The sequence below is a fragment of the Geodermatophilus arenarius genome, assembly GCF_042654585.1.
Taxonomy (GTDB): domain Bacteria; phylum Actinomycetota; class Actinomycetes; order Mycobacteriales; family Geodermatophilaceae; genus Geodermatophilus; species Geodermatophilus arenarius.
In genome coordinates, this window is record NZ_JBHSGR010000011.1 from 38351 (window position 1) to 58625 (window position 20275).

General features: G+C 70.0%; 19 protein-coding genes. 11 read left to right on the plus strand and 8 right to left on the minus strand.

The window, feature by feature from the left end:
* Position 1: 1 nt before the first annotated feature.
* From ACFO3M_RS11605 to ACFO3M_RS11620, 4 genes are all read right to left on the minus strand, one after another.
* Positions 2-784 carry a hypothetical protein gene (locus ACFO3M_RS11605; RefSeq protein ID WP_387988748.1) on the minus strand — a complete coding sequence of 261 codons (783 nt, stop codon included), beginning with the start codon at positions 782-784 and terminating at the stop codon, positions 2-4.
* The gene (locus ACFO3M_RS11610; protein ID WP_387988749.1) at positions 784-1818 is read right to left on the minus strand and encodes a hypothetical protein; all 1035 of its coding nucleotides are present in this window, start codon (positions 1816-1818) and stop codon (positions 784-786) included. The genes ACFO3M_RS11605 and ACFO3M_RS11610 overlap by 1 nt, the downstream gene beginning before the upstream one ends.
* Complete coding sequence (locus tag ACFO3M_RS11615) at positions 1815-3521, minus strand: Eco57I restriction-modification methylase domain-containing protein (RefSeq protein ID WP_387988750.1); 1707 nt, start codon at positions 3519-3521, stop codon at positions 1815-1817. The genes ACFO3M_RS11610 and ACFO3M_RS11615 overlap by 4 nt, the downstream gene beginning before the upstream one ends.
* 142 nt (positions 3522-3663) lie before the next feature.
* Positions 3664-6771: a DEAD/DEAH box helicase gene (locus ACFO3M_RS11620; RefSeq protein WP_387988751.1), complete on the minus strand. Its 3108-nt coding sequence runs from the start codon at positions 6769-6771 to the stop codon at positions 3664-3666.
* A gap of 89 nt (positions 6772-6860) precedes the next feature.
* Between ACFO3M_RS11620 and ACFO3M_RS11625 the strand changes: the two genes are divergently transcribed.
* Positions 6861-7775, plus strand: coding sequence for a GIY-YIG nuclease family protein (locus ACFO3M_RS11625; RefSeq protein ID WP_387988752.1), 915 nt, complete (start codon positions 6861-6863; stop codon positions 7773-7775).
* Positions 7776-7799: 24 nt separating this feature from the next.
* Here ACFO3M_RS11625 and ACFO3M_RS11630 read toward each other — a convergent pair whose 3' ends face one another.
* Positions 7800-8702, minus strand: a complete 903-nt coding sequence (locus ACFO3M_RS11630) for a phosphorothioated DNA-binding restriction endonuclease (RefSeq protein ID WP_387988753.1) — start codon at positions 8700-8702, stop codon at positions 7800-7802.
* Between the two features lie 93 nt (positions 8703-8795).
* Between ACFO3M_RS11630 and ACFO3M_RS11635 the strand changes: the two genes are divergently transcribed.
* The 4 genes from ACFO3M_RS11635 (at position 8796) to ACFO3M_RS11650 (ending at position 12135) form a co-directional block, all read left to right on the plus strand.
* Positions 8796-9320 carry an HNH endonuclease gene (locus tag ACFO3M_RS11635; RefSeq protein ID WP_387988850.1) on the plus strand — a complete coding sequence of 175 codons (525 nt, stop codon included), beginning with the start codon at positions 8796-8798 and terminating at the stop codon, positions 9318-9320.
* 150 nt (positions 9321-9470) lie between these two features.
* Entirely contained in the window at positions 9471-10334 is an 864-nt protein-coding gene (locus ACFO3M_RS11640; protein WP_387988754.1) for a hypothetical protein, read from the plus strand.
* The gene (locus tag ACFO3M_RS11645; RefSeq protein WP_387988755.1) at positions 10331-11719 is read left to right on the plus strand and encodes a DUF4407 domain-containing protein; all 1389 of its coding nucleotides are present in this window, start codon (positions 10331-10333) and stop codon (positions 11717-11719) included. The genes ACFO3M_RS11640 and ACFO3M_RS11645 overlap by 4 nt, the downstream gene beginning before the upstream one ends.
* Positions 11720-11730: 11 nt before the next feature.
* Positions 11731-12135: a hypothetical protein gene (locus tag ACFO3M_RS11650; RefSeq protein WP_387988756.1), complete on the plus strand. Its 405-nt coding sequence runs from the start codon at positions 11731-11733 to the stop codon at positions 12133-12135.
* Between the two features lie 8 nt (positions 12136-12143).
* On the opposite strand, the gene ACFO3M_RS11655 is transcribed toward ACFO3M_RS11650, so the two are convergent.
* Complete coding sequence (locus ACFO3M_RS11655; RefSeq protein WP_387988757.1) at positions 12144-12662, minus strand: HAD domain-containing protein; 519 nt, start codon at positions 12660-12662, stop codon at positions 12144-12146.
* A 144-nt stretch (positions 12663-12806) separates the two neighbouring features.
* Here ACFO3M_RS11655 and ACFO3M_RS11660 point away from each other — a divergent pair, with 144 nt between their 5' ends.
* The gene (locus tag ACFO3M_RS11660) at positions 12807-13283 is read left to right on the plus strand and encodes a hypothetical protein (protein WP_387988758.1); all 477 of its coding nucleotides are present in this window, start codon (positions 12807-12809) and stop codon (positions 13281-13283) included.
* Between the two features lie 56 nt (positions 13284-13339).
* On the plus strand, positions 13340-13918 hold the full coding sequence (locus ACFO3M_RS11665) for a TerD family protein (protein ID WP_387988759.1): 579 nt from the start codon (positions 13340-13342) through the stop codon (positions 13916-13918).
* 109 nt (positions 13919-14027) lie between these two features.
* Here the strand turns inward: ACFO3M_RS11665 and ACFO3M_RS11670 are convergent, their stop codons facing one another.
* Complete coding sequence (locus ACFO3M_RS11670; RefSeq protein WP_387988760.1) at positions 14028-14315, minus strand: hypothetical protein; 288 nt, start codon at positions 14313-14315, stop codon at positions 14028-14030.
* Between the two features lie 558 nt (positions 14316-14873).
* On the opposite strand from ACFO3M_RS11670, the gene ACFO3M_RS11675 reads away from it, so the two are divergent.
* The 4 genes from ACFO3M_RS11675 to ACFO3M_RS11690 all read left to right on the plus strand — a co-directional run bounded on the left by ACFO3M_RS11675 (position 14874) and on the right by ACFO3M_RS11690 (position 18835).
* Complete coding sequence (locus ACFO3M_RS11675; protein ID WP_387988761.1) at positions 14874-15455, plus strand: TerD family protein; 582 nt, start codon at positions 14874-14876, stop codon at positions 15453-15455.
* 86 nt (positions 15456-15541) lie between these two features.
* Positions 15542-16183: a TerD family protein gene (locus ACFO3M_RS11680; RefSeq protein ID WP_387988762.1), complete on the plus strand. Its 642-nt coding sequence runs from the start codon at positions 15542-15544 to the stop codon at positions 16181-16183.
* 58 nt (positions 16184-16241) lie between these two features.
* The gene (locus ACFO3M_RS11685) at positions 16242-17342 is read left to right on the plus strand and encodes a DUF475 domain-containing protein (protein ID WP_387988763.1); all 1101 of its coding nucleotides are present in this window, start codon (positions 16242-16244) and stop codon (positions 17340-17342) included.
* A gap of 239 nt (positions 17343-17581) precedes the next feature.
* Positions 17582-18835 (plus strand): hypothetical protein, encoded by a 1254-nt coding sequence (locus ACFO3M_RS11690; RefSeq protein ID WP_387988764.1) that lies wholly within the window; start codon positions 17582-17584, stop codon positions 18833-18835.
* Between the two features lie 181 nt (positions 18836-19016).
* Here ACFO3M_RS11690 and ACFO3M_RS11695 read toward each other — a convergent pair whose 3' ends face one another.
* Positions 19017-20225: a hypothetical protein gene (locus ACFO3M_RS11695; RefSeq protein ID WP_387988765.1), complete on the minus strand. Its 1209-nt coding sequence runs from the start codon at positions 20223-20225 to the stop codon at positions 19017-19019.
* Positions 20226-20275: the final 50 nt, after the last annotated feature.

Genomic DNA, 20275 nt, shown 5'->3' on the forward strand with positions numbered 1-20275 from the left:
CTCACCTGTTAGTGGAAGCAGTGATCTCCCGCGCCATTCGTGCAAGAGCGTCGTCGAGTGCTAAGCCGCGCGGTGGGCGCACCCGCGCGTAGGTCGTGCGGCCGACCGGCGTAGAGATGTCAGTCGGCCGGTATAGGACTAGGCCGACACCATTGGCGTACGAGTTGCTGAGCATCTGCGCTTGAGCAACAAGCTGCTCGTGATCGTAATCGTCGGCCACACGTAGACCAAAAAGCGCGTAGAAGGCTGGTGACTGCCGCTGAATCCAGGTAGCAATATCACCGATTGGCTCGGCGCGGCCGGCGGGCGCGGCCAACTTCAAGTCGATTACGTTGAGGGCGATCTCGCGGATGCGCTTAGGTAGATCAGCCGTGCTCCTGCGACCCCTGATATGTTGCGACGTCTCATTTCGGGGATGCTGTGGCGTGCCTAGCATCTTAGTTTCTGCAATGACCAGCGGTGCCCCGTCTAGTGGGAAGCAGAGGTCGACGTCGACGTTGTCAAGCAAGACTCCGGGGCGCTTGCCCCGCTGAATAATGGGCTGCCCGGTCAGGTTCTGCAGCAACGCTGCGGTCAGTTCGTTGAAGAACTTGCCCTTCCCCTGATTATCGCCGCTTGTCCACTGGCCGCCCGGACGAGCGATCTCCGTGTCGAACGCGCCCATGGCAGCAATAAAGTGAGCTTCGATGGACGAGAAGCGGGTGATCGCCTGCTCCTCGACGGCCGCAAGCAGGTCTGCGAACGGCGCAAAAACGCGGCGTTCGCGACGGCGACGAGGTGGCATTAGGCAGGGTTCGCCCGTCGGCGGCGAGCCTCGCGGTGGAAGTTCACCGGGCTATTGTCCAGGACGCGGTTAACGATCGTAGCGAAAAACACCTCGGGCGAGAGAGTTGACGGAACGGCTTTCCGGTTCAATTCAACCGCAGGTAGTTGACGCAGTTGGCGGTCCACTTCACTTTCGGGCAGCTCTAGCGGCAACGGCTCATCCTCAGGCAGCCTTGCACTAGTGAGTCCGGCAGACACGAGCGGATCCTCGCCGTCACCATCGTCGCCAGACGGCTCGGCCACCTCGTCGGACCATTCGGGGATGATGAGGCAGACGGCGTCATAAGCGTCGTCTTCGCGCCCAAGCTTTCCGAGTAGGTCAACGATCCAAGCGGCGACGTCCTCGAACTGCGGCTTCAGGGCGGTCGAGCGCAAGCTGAAGAGGAAGCCAAGCGCCGCCTGAGGATGGCGGCTCCGCAGGTTTTTTGCGTCGCCGTAGCTTTCCTCCACACGGTTGGCGGCGTTCTTGCCGAAGGACGAGTCCATCCGCTTGGTGGAGATCAGGATCTCGGGTCCGGTGTTCCAGGCGGACATGACAACATCAACCTGCTTGACGTAATTCTTGCCGAGAATGTTGGCGCTGGCGCCAGTCTCGTTGTTGTACGTCTTGCCGGACTGCAACATGCTGTCCAGCACCCGCAACTGCTCCCGAGTCGCTTCTCGGCGGAGCGCCACGAGGGTGCTAGGCAGGATGCGTGGCGGGGTGGCCCGCGGCCAGACGAGATCAGGTTCAAATCCAGCACGGCGAAGCTCATAGGACGTCCAGACGTCGAGCCCTAGAGCTGGCACACCCGACTGCGAGGGCGCGTTGAGCAGCAGGGGGACGCCGAGCAGCTGCTGCAGGACGGCGTAGTCCGGCCAGTAGGTCAGGCGACCATCGGCATAGCGGAACCAGGGAGTGCCCGTCGTCCTCCCTTCGCTGGCAGCCGCCAGCTCCACAATGCGGTCGAACAGGGTCCAAGCTTGCGCCTTAAGGCTTTTCGCATCGCTCACGGCAGCGGCTTGGCCTCCGCCCCACGTGCCATGCGGCGAGCGCGGAGAACCTGCTGCTCCTCATGCAGTGAGGCGACGTCACTTACAGGGATCCCAAGTTCGCCGACCAACAGCACGTGATCGACGAGTGCGGCTGCCGCGTTGAGCTGTCCAAGGCGCAGCCGGCGGGCCACCTTGGGTCGGATGGCCTTTAGTCGGATGGCTGCTGCAGTAAGGACGTCAGGATGAGGCACGGGCAAGAGATCGGCCTCACGCGGCTCGAGCTTGAGCAAGCCGCCGCCGTAGGAACGGCCGACGGTCTCGGCGCCGACTAGTGTGACAGAGTTCAGCGAGCCGAGCGGCAGTAGGCTGCGTCCCACTGCACGAAACGGTGCTCGGAGATAGAGGCCGTGAACCGAGTTGAGGTTGTGCGCCTTTGCCTGATTCGTTGTCAGGCGCGGCGTATCGGCGTTCATGTAGGTCAGAAATAGGTCGGCTGGTGGCACGTACGGCACGCGCCACCAGGGGTCGCGCACCTTGCACTTATAGGCCAGGTGCACGTCTGCTTCCTTGCCTGCCTCGATGTAGGCCCAGGCTGCTGCAGACGGCTCGTCCTGCGGTCGGAACAGCAGCGTGGACTGCCCGTCAGCGCCAAGTTGAACGAGGTCTCGTGTAGTCAGCGCAAGGTTTCGCAGATGTCGTGATCCGGGAGGTGAAAGGGCGATGAGGTCGCTAGCCGATAGGCCGCGCTCGGCCGCCTGAGCCGGGCTCATTGTGAAATATTTGTTGTTACCGGTGACCATGCCGAGCGTCGTGTCGCCCCAGGTCTCCAACTCGGTGAAGTTAGCGCCGTCGATAAGGCTGGCGTAGGCCGTCAGGGCGTCGCCGGCTAAGAGCGCCGGCGTCCACTTGTCAGCGGCACGCCTTGGCCGAAAGGTACGCCAGTGCGGCTTCTGGCCCAGTGCTGCGGCGTTCTGAAGTTCAGTGACCCGCGCATGATCCGTCGGGCCCTGGTCGTAACCATCAGCCAGCAGCAGCACGACCTCGGCGGACACGCCCGGAAACACGCGCTCCTTGAAAAGCACGAGATCAATGGACCGAAAGCGCTCCAGCAGGAAGCGGCGGACATCGGCGGCGTAGTTAACGGAAAGTAGCTCCGCCGGCAGGACCAGGCCAAGGCGGCCACCTGGCTTGAGGAACAGAGCTGAGTGCACCGTGAAGGCGGCCCAGGACGACGCGAGGCCCGTCAAGCTGACGCCAGCGGCTGCCGCCGCAGCTCGTGACAGCGCCCGGGCTTCACCGCTGAAGTCCTGATAGCGGACGTATGGCGGGTTGCCGATGACCGCGTCGTACTTGCCTGTCGGCGGGATGGTGAAGAAGTCGGCCGTCTGCACCCGCGCCGTGACGCCGGCCTGATCGAGCAGCCGCTGGGCAGCCTGCGCCGATGGCTCATGCAGTTCGATGCCATCGAGGACGATCTTCCCCTCTGGACGCATCAACGCGAGGTCGGGAAAGAGCTGCAGGTCAGGCGTGCGGCCGAACCGGTGGACGGCGGCGAGGAGGAACGCGGCTTCGCCGCATGACGGCTCCAGCACATGGTCGGTAGGGGAGCGGACCGCCCAGTCGGTGATGTGCTGCGCCACCGGCTCAGGGGTGAAGAAGGCGCCGCGAGCCTTACGGATCTCGGCCGTGTCTGAGGCGGCGGATGTCACCGGAGCTGCCACGCAAGCAGTCTGACTGATGCCAGGGACAAGCCGGCGCGGGGACACGGCTGTGGGCCGTTCATGCTCGCAATACGGCTAGGTCCTTCAATGAGGTCGTCTGTCTCAACTCGCTTCCGGCAGGAGTCTGACGCTCGGTCGACGCTCAGGCCACCTTGGCGGCGTGGAAGACGTCCGCAGGCAGGGCGTAGTCCAGTTGCCAGAGGATGCGCATCGGGCGTTCCCCGGTGTGGGACACGTAGGACATCGGCCCGGCGTAGAGGTGGGGCGGCGTGCCGAGCGTGCCGTCCACCGTCTTGGACTCGCGGATGAACAGGTGCACGGACGTGCCCATCTGCCGGTGGTTGACGTAGCGCTGCCCGGTCGCTGATCGCTCGGCCGTCGCGTTCTGCGACTCCCACTGGAACAGCGTCGGCGTGATCGCGTGGTCGGCGTACATCGTGGTGGGCGAGAAGTGCGCCTCCGTCTTCTGCAGGGTCACGAAGAATACGTCCGCACGGTCGCCGGGCACCCAGCGCACGCCGGAGCCCCAGGTGCCGTTGAGGTCCTCGAGTCCGAAGGCCGCCAGCGCCTCGTCGCGGCTGTAGCGCGCGTGCACGTGCAGCGGACGGTCGCCGGCCTCGCTCAGCGGACTGGCCACCCGATGGATCCGCTTGTGCAGGACGTCGCTCAGTTCGATCAGTTCCTCGATTCGCCCCTGGTTGGCCAGCAGGCGCGCCAGCGATTCCTCAAGGCTGCTGAACGGCGTCCGCGAGCCGAACAGCGAGAAGTGCATCATCGCGGCCAGCCGCCGCAGTCGAGCGCTGCTCTGCGCTCCTGCATCGGACTGGTGTAAGGACCGGCAAAACCGCAGCCGCTCTAGGTCGTCCACGTGCAACATCCGCCCGAGCGCAGCAGCCAGCGCGGCGTCGTCCGGTCCGGGTGAGTATTCCACCCAACCGGCTGCCCGCTTGAGGTCCAGCCAACTGCGGCCGCTTCCGCGGTAGAGGTCCTCGAGCTCGACGCCCGTCTCCTCGAGGAAGTCGACCAGCGACGGGGACTCTTCGCGCTTGGCCTCGCTGACCAGCCCCTTCCACGACACGCTCAGCGACTGCTTGATGTTGTCCAAAACGATCCGCTGCGCCACGCGGTCGAGCTCGATGTGGCACCCGGCCGGCAGGGTCGGGAAGCCCTGCTCGACGTCCCGCTGCACGCCTCGCCGCGAGCTGCCGGTCAGTGCGCGGAAGCGCAGGTCGAAGCGGAACTCCCTGTGCTGGGCGCCGATGAAGTCGAGGACGGTCAGGCAGGCCTTGTCCTCGGCCAGGCGCAGGCCACGGCCCAGTTGCTGGAGGAAGACCGTCGCGCTCTCCGTGGGGCGCAGGAACAGCACGGTGTCGACGGTCGGGATGTCGAGACCCTCGTTGAAGAGGTCGACGGTGAACAGGACGTTGACCATGCGGTCGCGCAGCGCGGCCAGTGCGGCGGCCCGCTCTTCGCGAGACGACGTCGACGTCACCGCGCGGCTCGGGATGCCGGCGGCAGTGAACCGGTCGGCCATGTACTGCGCGTGCTGGACGCTGACGCAGAACCCGAGGGCTCGCATCCGGCCGGGGTCCTCGACCTTGTCCTTCACCGCCTGCAGGACGAGCCGGACGCGGTGGTCGTCGCCGGTGTAGACGTTGGTCAGCTCGGTGGTGTCGTACCCGCGGCCGCGCTTCCACCGCAGCTGGTCGAGCGCGACGTCGTCATGGATGCCGAAGTACTGGAACGGGGCGAGCAGACCCTGGTCAAGCGCCTCCCACAGCCGCAGCTCGACGGCTGTGCGTCCGTCGAACCAGGTGCGCACGTCGGCGCCGTCGGTCCGCTCGGGCGTTGCGGTCAGCCCGAGCAGGACGGTGGGCTTCAGGTGCTCGAGCAGCCGCCGGTAGGTGGCCGCCTCGGCGTGGTGGAACTCGTCGACGATGACGACGTCGAAGTGCGCGGGGTCGAGCTCGTCGAGGTCGAGCTGGTTGAGCGACTGCACGGAGCCGAATACGTGCCGCCACTCGCGGGGCCGCTGGCCGCCGACGAACAGCTCGCCGAAATCGCCCTGCCGCAGCACGTGCCGGAACGTGGACAGGCTCTGGGTCAACAGCTCCTCGCGGTGGGCGACGAACAGCAGCCGGTCGACCATGCCGCTCTCGCGGAGGCGCCGGTAGTCCAGCGCGGAGACGACCGTCTTGCCCGTGCCGGTCGCCATCACCACGAGGTTCCGCCACCGGTTGTGGACAGTCCGCTCGGCGTCGAGCGCCTCGAGGACCTCTCGCTGGTAGCCGAAGGGCCGGACGTCGAGCGTGGTGATCTCGATGGGCAGGTCAGAGGGGCCGCCGCGCTCGGCAGCCAGTGCCTCGCGGAGCCGGTCGCCGTCGCGGTGCGGCTCGTAGGTCTCGAACGACGGGTCGAGCCAGTAGCTGTCGAAGGTCTCGGCGAACGTCGTGAGCAGGTGCGCCTGCTCGACGTTGGACAGCCGGACGTTCCACTCGAGACCGTCGGTCAGAGCGGTGCGGGAGAGGTTCGACGAGCCGACGTACGCCGTCGACAGGCCGGTGGCGCGGCGGAACAGCCAGGCCTTGGCGTGCAGCCGGGTCGTCCGGGTCTCGTAGGAGACCTTCACCTCGGCGCCCAGCTCGACTAGGCGATCGAGCGCGCGCTGGTCGGTGGCGCCCATGTACGTGGTGGTGATGACGCGCAGCCGGCCGCCGCGCTCGCGCAGCTCGCCGAGCTGCTTCTCGATGACCCGCAGGCCCTGCCACTTGATGAAGGCGCACAGCAGGTCGACGGAATCGGCAGAGGCGAGCTCGCGGGCGACCTCGAAGCCGATGCGTGGCTGACCGCGGCCGTTGACCAGCAGGGCGCTGGTGGACATCGGGACGGCCGGTCGCTCGGGAAAGGTCGCCGGCCCGGGCGTGGGGGAGGGCTGGGCGATGGCGAGCAGCGTGCGCGGTGGCTCAATAACGGAGTCCTCGGGCGCGGCCGCGTCCGGCGCCAGTGCGGTGATGGCCTTGACGATGTCGTTGGCCAGCGCGACCTGTCGGCTGACCGTAGCCCGGTCACTGCCGCCGGCGATCCGCAGGGCTCGAGACGCCAGCTCGGTGATGTGGCGGGTCAGCGTCTCGTGCGCGTCGACCGGGTCGAGCTCACCGAGCGAGACGAGGTCGGAGTCCGTGCCGGCCAGTCGACCGTTCAGTGCCTCCGTAAGCAGGTGCTCATAGACGCCAGGTGTCAACTGGTCCACTGGGGTGACGCTAGTAAAGCCTCATAGGGACTCGCCGTAGCGACAGGCCACTTGGTTGTGCTGTGCCCCGATGTGTTCCCATCGACGGCATGCCAGTCGGTGCGCCGCGCGGTGTCTCCATCCGCATCTACCTCGCCGATGGGAAACCGCAGGGACTACGCGTCGTTGATCGTGCTGGATGGACTGGGACGTGTCTGGCTTTCGCTCGGGCGGACTATGGCGAGGCACGCCTGCGGGACGAGTTGCGCCGCTCCGGTGCCTACGTCTTGATCGGACCGCAGGAGGACGGAAGGCGCCCGAGTCGGGTCTACATCGGCGAGGGCGACGAGGTCCGAACGCGGCTGGACAGCCACCACCGCGAGAAGGACTTCTGGACGCATGGGTACGTCCTGACGACCAAGGACGATTCCCTCAACAAGGCGCATGTCCGGTACTTGGAGGCACGCCTGCTCCACCTTGCAGCCGAGGCCGATGCGGCCGTCCGAGAGAACGGCACGCTGCCTCCTGTTCCGCGCCTCGGTGAATCTGAGGAGGCGGACCTGGAGTGGTATCTCGACACGACGCTCACGCTGTTGCCGCTGGTCGGGGTGACCATCTTTGACGTGGTCAAGGACCGACCGGCGGAGGTTGACCACTCGACTGGCGCCCGCGACGAGAGTCCTCTCGAGGGAGTGGAGTACTTCCTGCAAGCGGACCTGACGGAGGCCACCGCTCGCGATGACTCCCGAGGGTTCGCCGTGCTCGCTGGGGCTCTTGGTCGCTCAGAGGCCAAGGTGATGACGCCGAGCTACAAGGAGGCCCGTGATCGACTCATCGCAGAGCGCGTCCTGGTGCCCCACGGGGACAAGCAACTGCGCCTCACCAAGACCTACCTGTTCGACAGTCCCTCCCAGGCGGCAAGCGTGTTGGCGGCAGGGAGCAAGAACGGTCGCGATGCCTGGCGGGATGCCCAAGGTCGCACGTTGAAGCAAAATCAGGAGCGAGTCGCTGCTGGGCTCGGCTGAGCCCCCACGCGCATCTAACCGGCGTTATGCAGCCAGCGGCCGCCCGTGGAAGACCTGCTCGCGGTGCCAGGTGACGTGCTGGACGGCGGGCGTCGGGGTCCCCGGACGCGGCTTCAGTCGGCGGCCGTGGAGGTCGTACACGGCGCGGCCGTGCGGAGTGCGGGCGGAGAACCGCTGGGACACCACGAGCGTCAGGTCGTCGTCGAGGCCGAGGACGCCGCGATCGAACAGCTTGTGGTGCAGCGAGCAGAGCGCCAGGCCGTTGTCGAGCTCGTCGGGCCCGTCGACGGTGAACCACCGGATGTGCGCCGCCTCCAGGCCGACCGGAACACCTCCGACCTGGCCGTCGAAGCCGCAGAAGGCACACTGCCGGTCCCAGGCCTCCAGCACCTGAGCCGGCCACGAGCTGCTCCTGCGTCGGCTCGTCGCAGGCGCGACCGTGCCGCCGTGCAGGAGTTCCGGGTCGAGCCCGACGGCGACCAGCACGTCCGGTGCGACGGTGGCGGGGAAGTGCGCCTCGACGAGCCCGCGGGCGACGTCGTCCACCAGACCCGGGCGCGACCGCAGCGCCGCCTCCAGGGACGCCTCGAACCGCCCGGTCACGCCCGAGCGCAGGGGCGTCACCTTGTCCATGGGCACGTCCTGGTCCAGCGTCCACACGCCGTCGGACCGCAGCCGGGTAAACGGGAAGGCGGCGCTCTGCGCCCTGCCGGTCCTCGACGGCGGACCGAACTCCTGGATGAGATCCGCCAGCTCCTGCTCCGCGATGTCCCACGGCAGCTCGCTCGAACCGCTTGCCGCGAGCCGGCTCAGGGCCAGGAGGACCAGCAGCGGCTTGTGCGGTGAGCGGCGCCCGTCCTGCTGGTGCTGCCGAAGAGAGGCCAGTTGCTCCAGGACCTCACGGCCGTCAACCTCGGGAGTCGCCACGGCTACCCACTATCGCCGAGCGACGTGCACACACCTGGGTGAACCCGCAGCGCGACGCTCAAGGTCCCCATCCGGGTTCCCGACGTCGGTGTGATGACCGTGCTCTCCGTCCAGGTGCTCGCGACCTCCGTCGTCGACTCGACCGATGTCCTCGGCGGCCTGCTCGACGGCCTGGTGCGTCAGCTCGCCGCTGAGCCCTGGCTCGGCGTCCTGGTCGTTCTGCTGCTGGTACACGCGGCGATCCGGAGGATCCCCAGCCTGGTCCACGGACGACGGCAGCGCGACCCCCAGCGGTGCTTCCTCCGGGAGGACAAGCGGGTGATCCTCGGCCGCGCGGGTCACCGGTGCGAGCACCACTCGCTCCTCGGTGGTCGGTGCCGCGCCACCGAGGACCTGCAGGCCGACCACGTCCACCCGCACAGCCGCGGCGGTGCGACGCGCGTCGAGAACGGTCAGGCGCTGTGCCCGCGGCACAACGGGCGGAAGGCGGCGCGCGTCCCGTGGACCTGGGAGCTCCGTCGGCTCGAGCGCCGGCGGGAGGCCTACTTCCCGTCCGGTATCCCGACCGGAGTCCTGCGGCACGGGGCTGCGGATGTGAGTCCGCACGCAGTTCCTTGAGCATCCGGTGCCTCGCCTGACCCGTACGGGTGAGGCGCCGCTGCCTTTCGTCGGTCCCGCCCGGTACCAATCCCGAGGACTCCGATCCGATCGGGTTCCGTTGGTCCGACGGTGTGCTGACAGGCGGGTGCGACCCGCGACGGGGGAGAGATGTTCCGGAGACCGCTGCGCCGCGATCCCCTCGTCGTCGGCTGGGCCGTCGTCCTGCTGCTGGCCGGCTTCGTCGCGCTGAGCAACAACACCGAGTGGAGCGGCTCCGTCGAGGCCGAGCGCGTCGCGGGCTTCCTGAAGGACCTCGCAGAGGCCTTCCTCTGGTCCTTCTTCCTCCTGCTCCTCCTCGCCTGGCTGCGCGCCAAGGGCTGGTTCGGCGACCCCGCCGGCCCGGCGCCGAAGCACCCGAAGCCTGAGCAACCCCGGTCCTCGCTGCCCTGGACCGACCGCTGGATCCGCGACTGGCGCGAGGAAGCGGCCCAGGGCCGCCCGGCCGACGCCGAGCCCGAGCTCCTCGCTTGCCGGCACGGCGTCCCCGCCGGCCCGGTGCCCGACGGCCAGGTGCCCGTCCTGCGCGCGATCTCGGTCAGCCACACGATCGTCCGCCCGAGCTCGGAGGTCCTCGTCACCTGGTGCTTCGAGCACGCCCGCGACGTCCTCGTCGACGGCCACCGCGGCTCCCCGCCGTGTGGGGAGGCGCTCGTCCGCATCGACGCCAGCCGCCGGGTCGACGTCACCGGCCGCAACCGCTTCACGACGACGCCCGCGGCCACCCCGGTCGTCGCCGCCGTGGCCGTTCCACAGCTCGACCTGCCGAGCGTCGCCGCGCCGCCGCCGGTGTCCCTGCGCGCCGACGTCGCCGCCACCGTCGGCGCACCCTCGCCGGTCACCGACCGGCTCGACGCCTTCTGGGCCACCCAGGACGCCCTCCGCCCCCGGATCGAGGTGTCGCCGCGCCTCGTCGGCGTGCCCGACGCCCTCATCGACAGCCTCCGGCGTGCCGGAAGGAAGGACACCCCGTGAGCCGCCGCCGGTCCCTCCGCGCCGTCCTCGGCGAGCAGCTGCTCACCGTCGCCGGCGCCAACCGCGAGGTCCTGCAGGACGCCCCCAAGGAGCGCGGCAAGCAGGTCGCGATGGGCGCGGTGCTCGTCTGCACCGCAGCCCTCGCCGCGGTCTCGGCGAGCTACGCGCTGTACGTCGCGCTGCACCTGTGGGTGCCCGTCGCGGTCCTCGGTGGCCTCGCCTGGGGCCTGGTCATCCTCAACCTCGACCGCTGGCTGGTCGTTTCCACGCCGCGGCTGACGAGCAAGGTCGGCACGATCGCCATGGCGCTGCCGCGGGTGGCCCTCGCCGTGCTCATCGGCGCGGTCGTCTCGACGCCGCTCACGCTCGCCGTCTTCAGCGCCGAGATCGACACCGAGGTCGAGGTGATGGCGGCCGAGGCCGAGGACGAGTTCACGCAGCAGCTCGCCGAGGACACCCGCTACGCCGACCTGCCCGCGCAGCGCGAGCGGATCGCGGCGCTGCAGGCCGACATCGCCGACGGCGTCACCCAGGCCGACGTCGCCGAGGACCCCGCCGTCGCCGCCCTGCAGGCCCGCTTCGACGACGTCGACGCGCGCTACAACGCCGCGGAGGCGGCCTACAACGCCGAGCTCGACGGGTCCGGCGGCACCGGCCAGCGCGGCTACGGCCCGGCGACGACGGCCCGGCAGGGCGACCGCGACCGGCTCCGCGCCGAGCGGGACGACGTCGCCGCGGAGCTCGAGGCGCTGGAGGCCCAGACCTACGAGCAGCTGCTCGCCGAGGAGGCGCAGAACACCGTCGACCAGCAGGCGGACCTCGAGGAGCTACAGGTGCTGGTCGCCGACGCCGAGGAGCAGCGCGCCGCCGACGTCGCGGCGCACGACGCGGCCGTCGACGACAGCGACGGCATCCTCGCCCGGATGACCGCGATGGAGCGCATCCAGGACGACGAGCCGACGCTCGCGACGGCGCACGCGCTGCTGTTCGCGTTCCTCACCGCGCTCGAGTGCCTGCCGATCCTGTTCAAGACGATGCTCGCGCTCGCCCCGCCGTCCCTCTACGAGCGGCTGCTCGCGCTGGGGGAGGAGAAGGTCGAGGAGCGGGTCCGGCTGCGGATGCAGACCGAGTACGAGGAGGCCGAGGTGCTGGCGAAGTCGGCGCTCGCGGCCGCCGAGGCGCGGGCGGCCCGCACGCTGGAGGCCGAGTCCCGGGCCACCGGGCTGGTGCTGGAGGCGCAGCTCGAGGTGACCCGGCAGGGCGTCGAGCGCTGGAAGGACCAGCAGCTCACCCCGGCCGGCAGCACCGGGCTCGGCACGAGCTTCGTCAAGCAGCCGCGTCCCGGCCCGCGACCCGACCCGTGGCCGGTCGGGACCCAGAACTGACAGGAGACCTGATGACCCTGACCGAGCGGACGCTGTGGGCGCTGGCCGCGGCCGGCTACCCCGCCGTCCCCGTGCACGACTACGACGCCGTCCACCGCACCTTCGGGCCGGCGTTCGGCCCGTGGCGGCCGGTCGTCGTCGGCCGCGAGGGCGGTCCCGTCACCGTGCTCGCCGCCGGCGGGAACACGGATCCCCTCGCGGCGCTGGCCGCCGTCGCCGAGGAGTGGCGCGCGCTGTGCGACCGGCCGGCGCAGGTGCCGCTCGCCCCGTGCCCGGAGCACCCGGCCGCCGGCGACGTCGCCCGCTCCGCCCCGCAGGGGCTCCTCCTGCGGCACGGCCTGGCCCGGCTCGACGGGCACGCCGACGGGGTCGACGTCCCCTCCGACCTGCGCCTGGAGCTGCGCCCGCGCCGGTAGCCGAGGCGTCACAGCCACGCCTCGATCGCGTCCAGCTGCGCGTGGGTGAGCCCGACGTAGAGGTCCGGCGCGACCACCAGCACGTGCGGGTGGGCGGCCAGCCAGTCGCCGGTGTCCTCCGCCTGCTCTGCCAGGTCGTCGTCGATCCACACGATCCGCCGGTCCGGCTCGGCCGCGGCCACCTCCTGCGCGACGGCGAGCTTCCACCAGCCCGACTCACCCCACAGCGGCCCGAGGAAGCCGGTCGGCGCGGAGTCCGTGCGGGCGTGCACCTTCAGCCCCCGCGGCAGGCCCATCGGCTCGGCCAGCAGCCGGTCGGCGTCGGTGGTCCAGGTGGTCAGCCACTGGATCTCCACCCGGCCCGACTCGTGCAGCTCCCGCAGGCGCGCGGTGATCGTCGGGTCCCAGGACAGCACGAAGCCGTTGAACGTGCCCCGCTGCCAGCCGCCGGGCAGCGTGCGGACGGGCGCGTTGAGCACGCCGTCGACGTCGAGCAGCAGGATCGGACGGTCCCCGGTCGAGCCCATGGGCGGTTCCTACCCCCGGCGAGGGGCGCCCGGTGCCCGCCGGCCGACACGTCTGCAGCGATCCGGTGACGGCGCCGCGAGTCGGTCTGGCGCCCGGACGCATTCTCGGCTTTACTCCGCGGGCCGCCGACAGAGGAGACTCCCGTGGTCGCTGTGCGCATTCCGAGCAATGTGCCGAAGAGGCGTTCCGTCGCCACGCTCGTGGGACTCGTCGCCGTTTCCGCGACATTGGCGGCGTGCGGTCAGGGCCGTTCCGTGGAGGCGTACTGCGACGTCTTCTACGGCGAGGGTCAGGAACTGAGGGACGCCTGGACCCAGGCCGGCAACACCGATGACCCGCTGGCGGGTATGGCGGCCGTATTCTCCGCACCCCGCGATCTCGCCATCTTCTTCGGTCGACTCGCGGAGGTCGCTCCCGACGAGATCGAGCCAGACGTGGCGGCGCTGCGCGACGCGTTCCAGGAGCAGGCGGACTCCCTGGGCAGCCAGGCGGGCGAGCTCGTGGACAACCCGCTGGGGGCCCTGGCCGGCGCATTCGCTGCCGGGTTGTCGACCAGTGGCGCGGAGCAGCGGGTCAACCAGTACACCCTCGACAACTGCGGTCCTCCGCCGACGAAGTGACGGAGGACGCCGTTGCGGGTCAGGACACCCACAGGGAACGAAGGAGACGTGCCGGAGTGGTCAACCTCAGCAAGGGTCAGACGGTCTCGCTGCAGAAGCGGGGCGGAGGGTCGCTGACGCAGGTGCGCATGGGGCTGGGCTGGGACGCCGCCCCGCGACGGGGCCTGTTCGGCAAGACGAAGAGCCAGTCGATCGACCTGGACGCGTCGGCCCTCCTCTTCGACACGGGAGGCCGGCTGGTCGACCAGGTGTGGTTCCAGCAGCTGCGCAGCAGGGACGGATCGGTGCAGCACACGGGGGACAACCTGACCGGCGAGGGGGTGGGGGACGACGAGTCGATCCTGGTCGACCTCCAGCGCGTGCCCGGGAACGTCAGCCAGATCGTCTTCGTGGTCAACTCGTTCACCGGCCAGGACTTCAGCCAGATCACCAACGCGTTCTGCCGGCTCGTCGACTCCACCGCCCACGACGCCGAGCTCGCGCGCTACGACCTCTCCGGGTCGGGGACGCACAACAGCCAGGTGATGGCCAAGCTCAGCCGGAACGGCGGGTCCTGGAGCATGACCGCCATCGGTGCCGTGGCCAACGGCCGGACCTTCCAGGACCTGCTGCCGACCGTGGCGGGCCACCTCTGAGGGATCCCGTCGTACCGCCCGTCGGCTGCCGACCGGAGCAGCAGCCGAGCGGGGATCCGTGGCGCGCGGCCACGGATCCCCGCTCGGCAGCGGATGACCGGGCCGGTCCTCACCAGTAGGCCGAGTCCCAGTCCGTGGCGTCGTCGAGCACGGCCCCGGAGTCCGACGAGCACAGCTGGGACACCGCCTGGGTGACGCCCTGGACGTTGCCGGGGTCGACCGTGTCCAGGTCGTGCTCGTCGAGCAGGTCGGAGAGCGTCTCCGTCTGCTCCACGAGCCCCTGGGCGTTGAACTCCCCGCAGGTGAGGTCCCCGGTGCTGCTGCAGCCGGTCAGGCCCGCCACGGGGACGAGGACCAGCCCGAGAACGGCGATGGTGCGGTGGTGTCGAACGGTCATGGCGGTGCCCCCGTGTCGTGTCGTCGCCCGGTCCACCGCGGCGCCGAAATGCGTCCGCGGCCCGGCGCGGCGGACAGTGAAGCGCACCAGGTCACCGCCGACAAGCATTTCCGGAAGGGCCTCCGCCGGCTCGCCTGAAGTGTTGTCCGCATGCCGATCCGGGAATGCCGTCACGCAATGTCTTGCGCCGGCGAGGTGGCGCTGATAATCGCGCGAGCAAGTGCCTCCTCCGCATTCCGGCGCGCCATTGCCACTCGAGCGCAATACCGGCGAGTGCGACGTCCCCGCGGGCGGGGGTTCCCGTACCTGGTGTCAGGGGATGCTTCCGGTCCTCGGCGCCGTCCACACCCCGTTCGTCTCGTCCGGCTCTCGGTCCGTGCGCACGAGTCACAGGCGTCCCGCGATCACCCCTGCGGGGCGGGAGGTCGTGGTGCTACCGGTCACGGTGCGGCAGCATCCCGACCCGGTCCGCCACCGTTCCGGATCGACCGGCTCCGCGACGCGGGGTGCGGTGACCCGCCGCCTCAGCAGCCGCGAACACCACGGGAGAAGAACACCATGACCGTCGTCCTCGCCAAGGGTGGGAACGTCTCGCTGTCCAAGGAGGCCCCCGGCCTCCGCGCCGTCAACGTGGGTCTCGGGTGGGACGTCAACACGTTCTCCGACTTCGAGTACGACCTCGACGCCTCGGCGATCATGCTCGACGCCAGCGGCCGGGTGACCCCGGACGACTCGGGCTTCGTCTTCTACAACAACCTGCGCAGCCCCGACGGCTCCGTCCTCCACACCGGCGACAACCTGACCGGTGAGGGCGACGGGGACGACGAGATGATCCAGGTCGACCTGACGGCCGTCCCGCAGTTCGTCCAGAAGATCGTCTTCCCGGTCTCCATCCACGACGCCGACAACCGCCGGCAGAACTTCGGCGGCGTCCGCAACGCGTTCATCCGCGTCGTCGACCAGGTCACCGGCCGGGAGATCACCCGCTACGACCTCACCGAGGACGCCTCCATGGAGACCGCCATGGTCTTCGGCGAGCTCTACCGGCACAACGGCGACTGGAAGTTCCGCGCCGTCGGCCAGGGCTACGCCTCCGGTCTGCGCGGCATCGCACAGGACTTCGGCGTCAACGTCGCCTGACCCGGCCCTCGGCAGTCCGGCCCCGCGGCGACGAGCGCGGGGCCGGACCGCCGGCCTGAGCCCTTCCTCCTCAGAACAGGCAGGTCATGATCGACTACACCCGCCCGCCGAAGCAGAAGCCGGCCGGGGTCTCCCTCGGCAAGGTCACGCTGACCAAGGCGGCGCCGTCCGTCTCGCTGTCCAAGGCGCAGGGCGCCCGCGGGCGGATGCGCGTCAACCTCAACTGGGACCAGCGCCCGGGACGCGGGTTCTTCGGCAAGGCGGAGGCGGTCGACCTCGACCTCGGCTGCCTCTGGGAGACCACCGACGGCGACAAGGGCGTCGTCCAGGCGCTCGGCAACGCGTTCGGCGACCTCGACTCCCCGCCCTACGTCCTCCTCGACGGCGACGACCGCTCGGGCAGGAACGCCGGTGGCGAGAACCTCATCGTCAACCTCGACCACCTCGACGAGATCAGGCGGATCCTGGTGTTCGCGTACATCTACGACGGCGCCCCGAACTGGGCCGCGGCTCGAGGTGTCGTGACGCTGTCCGCCCAGAACGACAGTGAGATCACCGTCGACCTCGACGAGCACGCCGACAACGCGCGCTTCTGCGCCATCGCCATGCTGACCAACCAGCGGGGCGAGCTGCACGTGCAGCGCGAGATGCGCTACCTGCAGGGCAGCCAGCGCCACCTGGACCAGGCGTACGGCTGGGGCCTGCGCTGGACGGCCGGCAGCAAGTAACCCGACTCCCCACACCCACCCGCGACCGCCTCCGCCGCGGTTCCCTGAAAGGCGTCCCTTGATCCGCTACTTCGGCTTCTCCGTCTTCCTGACGGCGGCCGCCCTCGTCACCGCCGTGCTCTTCGGCGGTCCCGCCGCGCTCCTCGCCGTCGCCGTCCTCGGCGTCCTCGAGGTCTGCCTGTCCTTCGACAACGCCGTCGTCAACGCCAAGGTCCTCCGGAACATGAGCCCGCTGTGGCGGAAGCTGTTCCTCTACGTCGGCATCTTCATCGCCGTGTTCGGCATGCGGCTGCTGCTGCCGATCCTGCTCGTCTCGGTGACGGCGCAGCTGTCCGTCCCCGAGGTGTGGGACCTGGCGCTCACCGACCAGGAGGCCTACGCGGAGAACGTCGAGGCGTCCGCCGAGGCGATCTACACCTTCGGCGGGATCTTCCTGCTGATGATCTTCCTGAACTTCGCGTTCGACGAGGAGCGCGACGTCCACTGGCTCGCCTGGCTGGAGAAGCCGCTGGCCAAGGCCGGCAAGCTGCCCTACCTGTCGATCGTCATCGCGCTCGCGGTCATCTACACCGGCTCGCAGATGGCCGACGACGACAAGTACGGCACCGTCCTGCTCTCCGGCCTCGCCGGCCTGTTCACCTACCTGCTGATCGGCGGGCTCAACGAGCTCATGGAGTCCGACGACGACGAGGACGAGGAGTCGACGCCGTCGGCCACCGGCACCGCCACCAAGGCGGTCGCGGGCGCCGGTGCCGCCGCCTTCCTCTACCTCGAGGTGCTCGACGCGTCGTTCAGCTTCGACGGCGTCATCGGCGCGTTCGCCATCAGCAGCGACATCCTGATCATCGCCCTGGGCCTCGGCATCGGCGCCTTCTGGGTGCGGTCGCTGACGATCTTCATGGTCGACCGCGGCACGCTCGAGCAGTACCGCTACCTCGAGCACGGCGCGATGTGGGCGATCGGTGTGCTCGCGACGATCATGATCCTGGAGCTGCGGTTCCACATCAGCGAGTACGTCACCGGCCTCACCGGGCTCCTGTTCATCGTCGCGGCGGTCGTCGCCAGCGTCGTCGCGCAGCGGCGGGAGGACGCCCGCGAGGTCCCCACGGCGTCGTCCGACGAGGACCCGCAGCCCGAGCGGGAGACCGTCTCGGTCTGACCGCCTCCCCTGCACGACCCGGTGCCCCGGCCGCCTCGCGCGGCCGGGGCACCGGCGTCTCTGCGGTGCATTGGGAGAGCGCCGGCGTCAACGCACGGAGCCCGTGAGACGGATGTGAGAACGGTGGAATCCGTTTCCGGCCAGGTGGAGCGCGCAGACTGTTGACCTTGAGCGCCGTGCGCTGTCTTCCGAAGGTCTGGACGCCTACAGCTTCGCCCGCTCGAGACCTGGAGACGACGATGACCAGCGAAGTCCAGCTGATCAGTGACGGTGATGGCCTGGCGGTCATCGGCGATCGGGCGGCGGTCGAGCGCTTCCTCGTCTCCGAGAGGCTGGCCTACGGGTCTCGCGAGCTGCCCAGGCTCGGGAGTGTGCTCAGCCGGGCGGCCGCGCTCGCGGACGCCGGCTCGACGATCGGGGAAGCGTCGGGGCGGTGGGTGAAGCTGACCAAGCAGTCGGCGGATCGGGTCGCGAAGCACGGGCTGATGCCGACCAAGAAGCACGGCGTCAGCCACGCGATGATCGGAGAGCCCGGATCGATCGAGAAGTGGCTGCAGATCGCGCAGGGGCCCGGCTCGAAGGCGGCCAATCCGGCGCTGCTCAGCGGTGCTGCGGGGATCATGGCCCAGCTCGCCATGCAGCAGGCCATGGACGAGATCACCGACTACCTCGCCACGATCGACGAGAAGCTCGATGACGTGCTGCGCGCCCAGGAGGACGCCGTCCTCGCGGACATGATCGGGGTGGGCTTCGACATCGACGAGGCGCTGACCATCCGGGAGCACGGCGGCCGGGTCAACGAGGTGACCTGGTCGAAGGTGCAGGCCTCATCGTCGACGATCGCGCGGACCCAGGCGTATGCGTTGCGCCAGCTCGACGCGCTCGCGGAGAAGGTGGAGCGCAAGGCGAAGATCGGTGACCTCGCCAAAGCGACGAAGGACGTCGAGACGAAGGTCGGTAGCTGGCTCGCCGTCCTGGCCCGGTGCTTCCAGCTGATGGATGCCGTGGCGGTGATCGAGCTGGACCGGGTCCTGGACGTGGCTCCCGACGACCTGGACGGCCATCGCCTCGGGTTGAAGGAGGTCCGACAGAAGCGGCTGGAGGCGATCGCGCAGACCACGGAGCGCCTGCTGAGCCGCATGACCGCAGCAGCGGCCACCGCCAACTCGAAGGTGCTGTTCAACCCGGTGGCGTCCCCGGCCGTCGTGCAGTCCAGCGAGTACGTCGTCACCGCCGTCGGAGACCTCCACGGACGGCTCGGTATCGAGTCCGGACGGGAGTCGCTGGAGGCGAGGGGCTGGACGGACGCGGCCTCCGAGCTCCGCGACCGGGTCCTGGAGACCGGAGCGGACGGCGTGGACGCCTCACTGCGCCTCGGTAGCGAGACCTTCGACCGCGCCCGGTCGGTGACGGGCCGGCTCTCCAGCGGGATCGCCGCGCGCACGTTCGGTCGGCGCGCGGATGACGACGGACGTGACGGCGCCGTCGAGTAGGCGCTGGCCCAAGGGTCCTGCCGTATTCACGTTCTTGACGCTGCCGTTCCTCGTCAGCATGGCCGTCCCCGCGTCGTCCAATGAGGACCCGCAGCCCGAGCGGGAGACCGTCTCGGTCTGACCGCCTCCCCTGCACGACCCGGTGCCCCGGCCGCCCCGCGCGGCCGGGGCACCGGCGTCCTCAGCCGACGAGGACGGCGAGGTCGGCGGCGAGGCTCTCGTCCTGCTCGCAGGCGACGGTCGCGGCGACCGTGCGCCCGTCCGCGGCGAGGGCGAGCGGCGCGGGGCTCCCGTCCGCGCACAGCTCGACGTCGGCGACGGTCTCGCCAGTGGCGAGCTCGACGGTGGCCAGGCCGACGCCGGCCCCCGGCCGCCCGTGCACGAGGTACACGTGCCGCCCGCCCGGCTCGACGACGAGGTCGGTGCCCGAGCCGGGCAGGACCGCGGTGGCCTGCACGGCACCGTCCCGGACGGTCACCAGCCGCGGCTCGCCGGTGTCCCACTCGCCCGCGACGACCGACGCGACCGCCGTCCCGTCGGCGAGCACGGCCAGCGCGTAGCCGGTGCTCTGCTCCTCCTCGACCAGCTCCACCGGCTCGCCGGCGGGCAGCAGGTCGGCGTCGTACTGCGCCAGCACGACGCCGTCGACGTCACCCTCCGCGTCGCGGTCGACGGTCACGAGTGCCGCCAGGCCGCCGTCGGGACGCAGGGCGACGTCCCGCGCGACCGCCTGACCCGGCGTCTCGACCTGCAGCGGCGCGCTCGCGGTGACCTCGCCGGTGGCGACGTCGACGGTGGCCAGCCGGCTGACCGTGTCCCCGTCGACGTACCACTGCAGGCTCGCGTGCAGCGTCGTGCCGTCGGGGGAGAGCACGCCGGTGCCGGTGTCGGGAGTGCCGAGCTCGGCGTCGGCGGCGATGCGCCGGACGTCCGGTTCGTCGCCGCCCGGTTCGAGGACGGCGAGGGCAAGGTCCTGCTCGCGGCCGCGGCCGCTGGTGTCGGCGGGCACGATCGGCGCGAGGGCGACCACCGTGCCGTCGGGCGCGACGTGCACCTCGCCGAGGTCGAGGGCGGGCGGGCCCTCGGTCACCTGAGCGACGGTCAGGCCGCCGTCGCCCGCGACGAGCTCGACCAGGACGCTGCGGTGGTTGCCGGCGAGGTCGCCGGTCATGAGGACCACGAAGCCGCCGTCCGGGGTCGCGGCGACGTCGGAGAGGCGCACGTGCCCCTCGACGTCCGCGTCGACCTCCACCCGGCCGAGGACCTCGGTGAGCGGTCCGGCGGCGGCCGGCCCGGCCGGCTCGGCGACGCCGACGACGGAGGTCGAGCAGCCGGCCGCGACGACGGCGGAGGCGAGCAGCGCGGCGGCGCCGGGACGGGACGAGCGCATGGGGAAGAGCTCCTGGGGTGCGTGGGCTGTTGCCCGCACCCTCCGGCCCC

What these genes read in the sequence shown, in the direction of transcription:
- ACFO3M_RS11670 (WP_387988760.1), bottom strand. Translation starts at nt 14,315, where the DNA reads ATGACCGTTCGACACCACCGCACCATCGCCGTTCTCGGGCTGGTCCTC.
- ACFO3M_RS11640 (WP_387988754.1), top strand. Translation starts at nt 9,471, where the DNA reads ATGTTCCGGAGACCGCTGCGCCGCGATCCCCTCGTCGTCGGCTGGGCC.
- ACFO3M_RS11675 (WP_387988761.1), top strand. Translation starts at nt 14,874, where the DNA reads ATGACCGTCGTCCTCGCCAAGGGTGGGAACGTCTCGCTGTCCAAGGAG.
- ACFO3M_RS11695 (WP_387988765.1), bottom strand. Translation starts at nt 20,225, where the DNA reads ATGCGCTCGTCCCGTCCCGGCGCCGCCGCGCTGCTCGCCTCCGCCGTC.
- ACFO3M_RS11635 (WP_387988850.1), top strand. Translation starts at nt 8,796, where the DNA reads ATGACCGTGCTCTCCGTCCAGGTGCTCGCGACCTCCGTCGTCGACTCG.
- ACFO3M_RS11625 (WP_387988752.1), top strand. Translation starts at nt 6,861, where the DNA reads ATGCCAGTCGGTGCGCCGCGCGGTGTCTCCATCCGCATCTACCTCGCC.
- ACFO3M_RS11650 (WP_387988756.1), top strand. Translation starts at nt 11,731, where the DNA reads ATGACCCTGACCGAGCGGACGCTGTGGGCGCTGGCCGCGGCCGGCTAC.
- ACFO3M_RS11605 (WP_387988748.1), bottom strand. Translation starts at nt 784, where the DNA reads ATGCCACCTCGTCGCCGTCGCGAACGCCGCGTTTTTGCGCCGTTCGCA.
- ACFO3M_RS11680 (WP_387988762.1), top strand. Translation starts at nt 15,542, where the DNA reads ATGATCGACTACACCCGCCCGCCGAAGCAGAAGCCGGCCGGGGTCTCC.
- ACFO3M_RS11690 (WP_387988764.1), top strand. Translation starts at nt 17,582, where the DNA reads ATGACCAGCGAAGTCCAGCTGATCAGTGACGGTGATGGCCTGGCGGTC.
- ACFO3M_RS11655 (WP_387988757.1), bottom strand. Translation starts at nt 12,662, where the DNA reads ATGGGCTCGACCGGGGACCGTCCGATCCTGCTGCTCGACGTCGACGGC.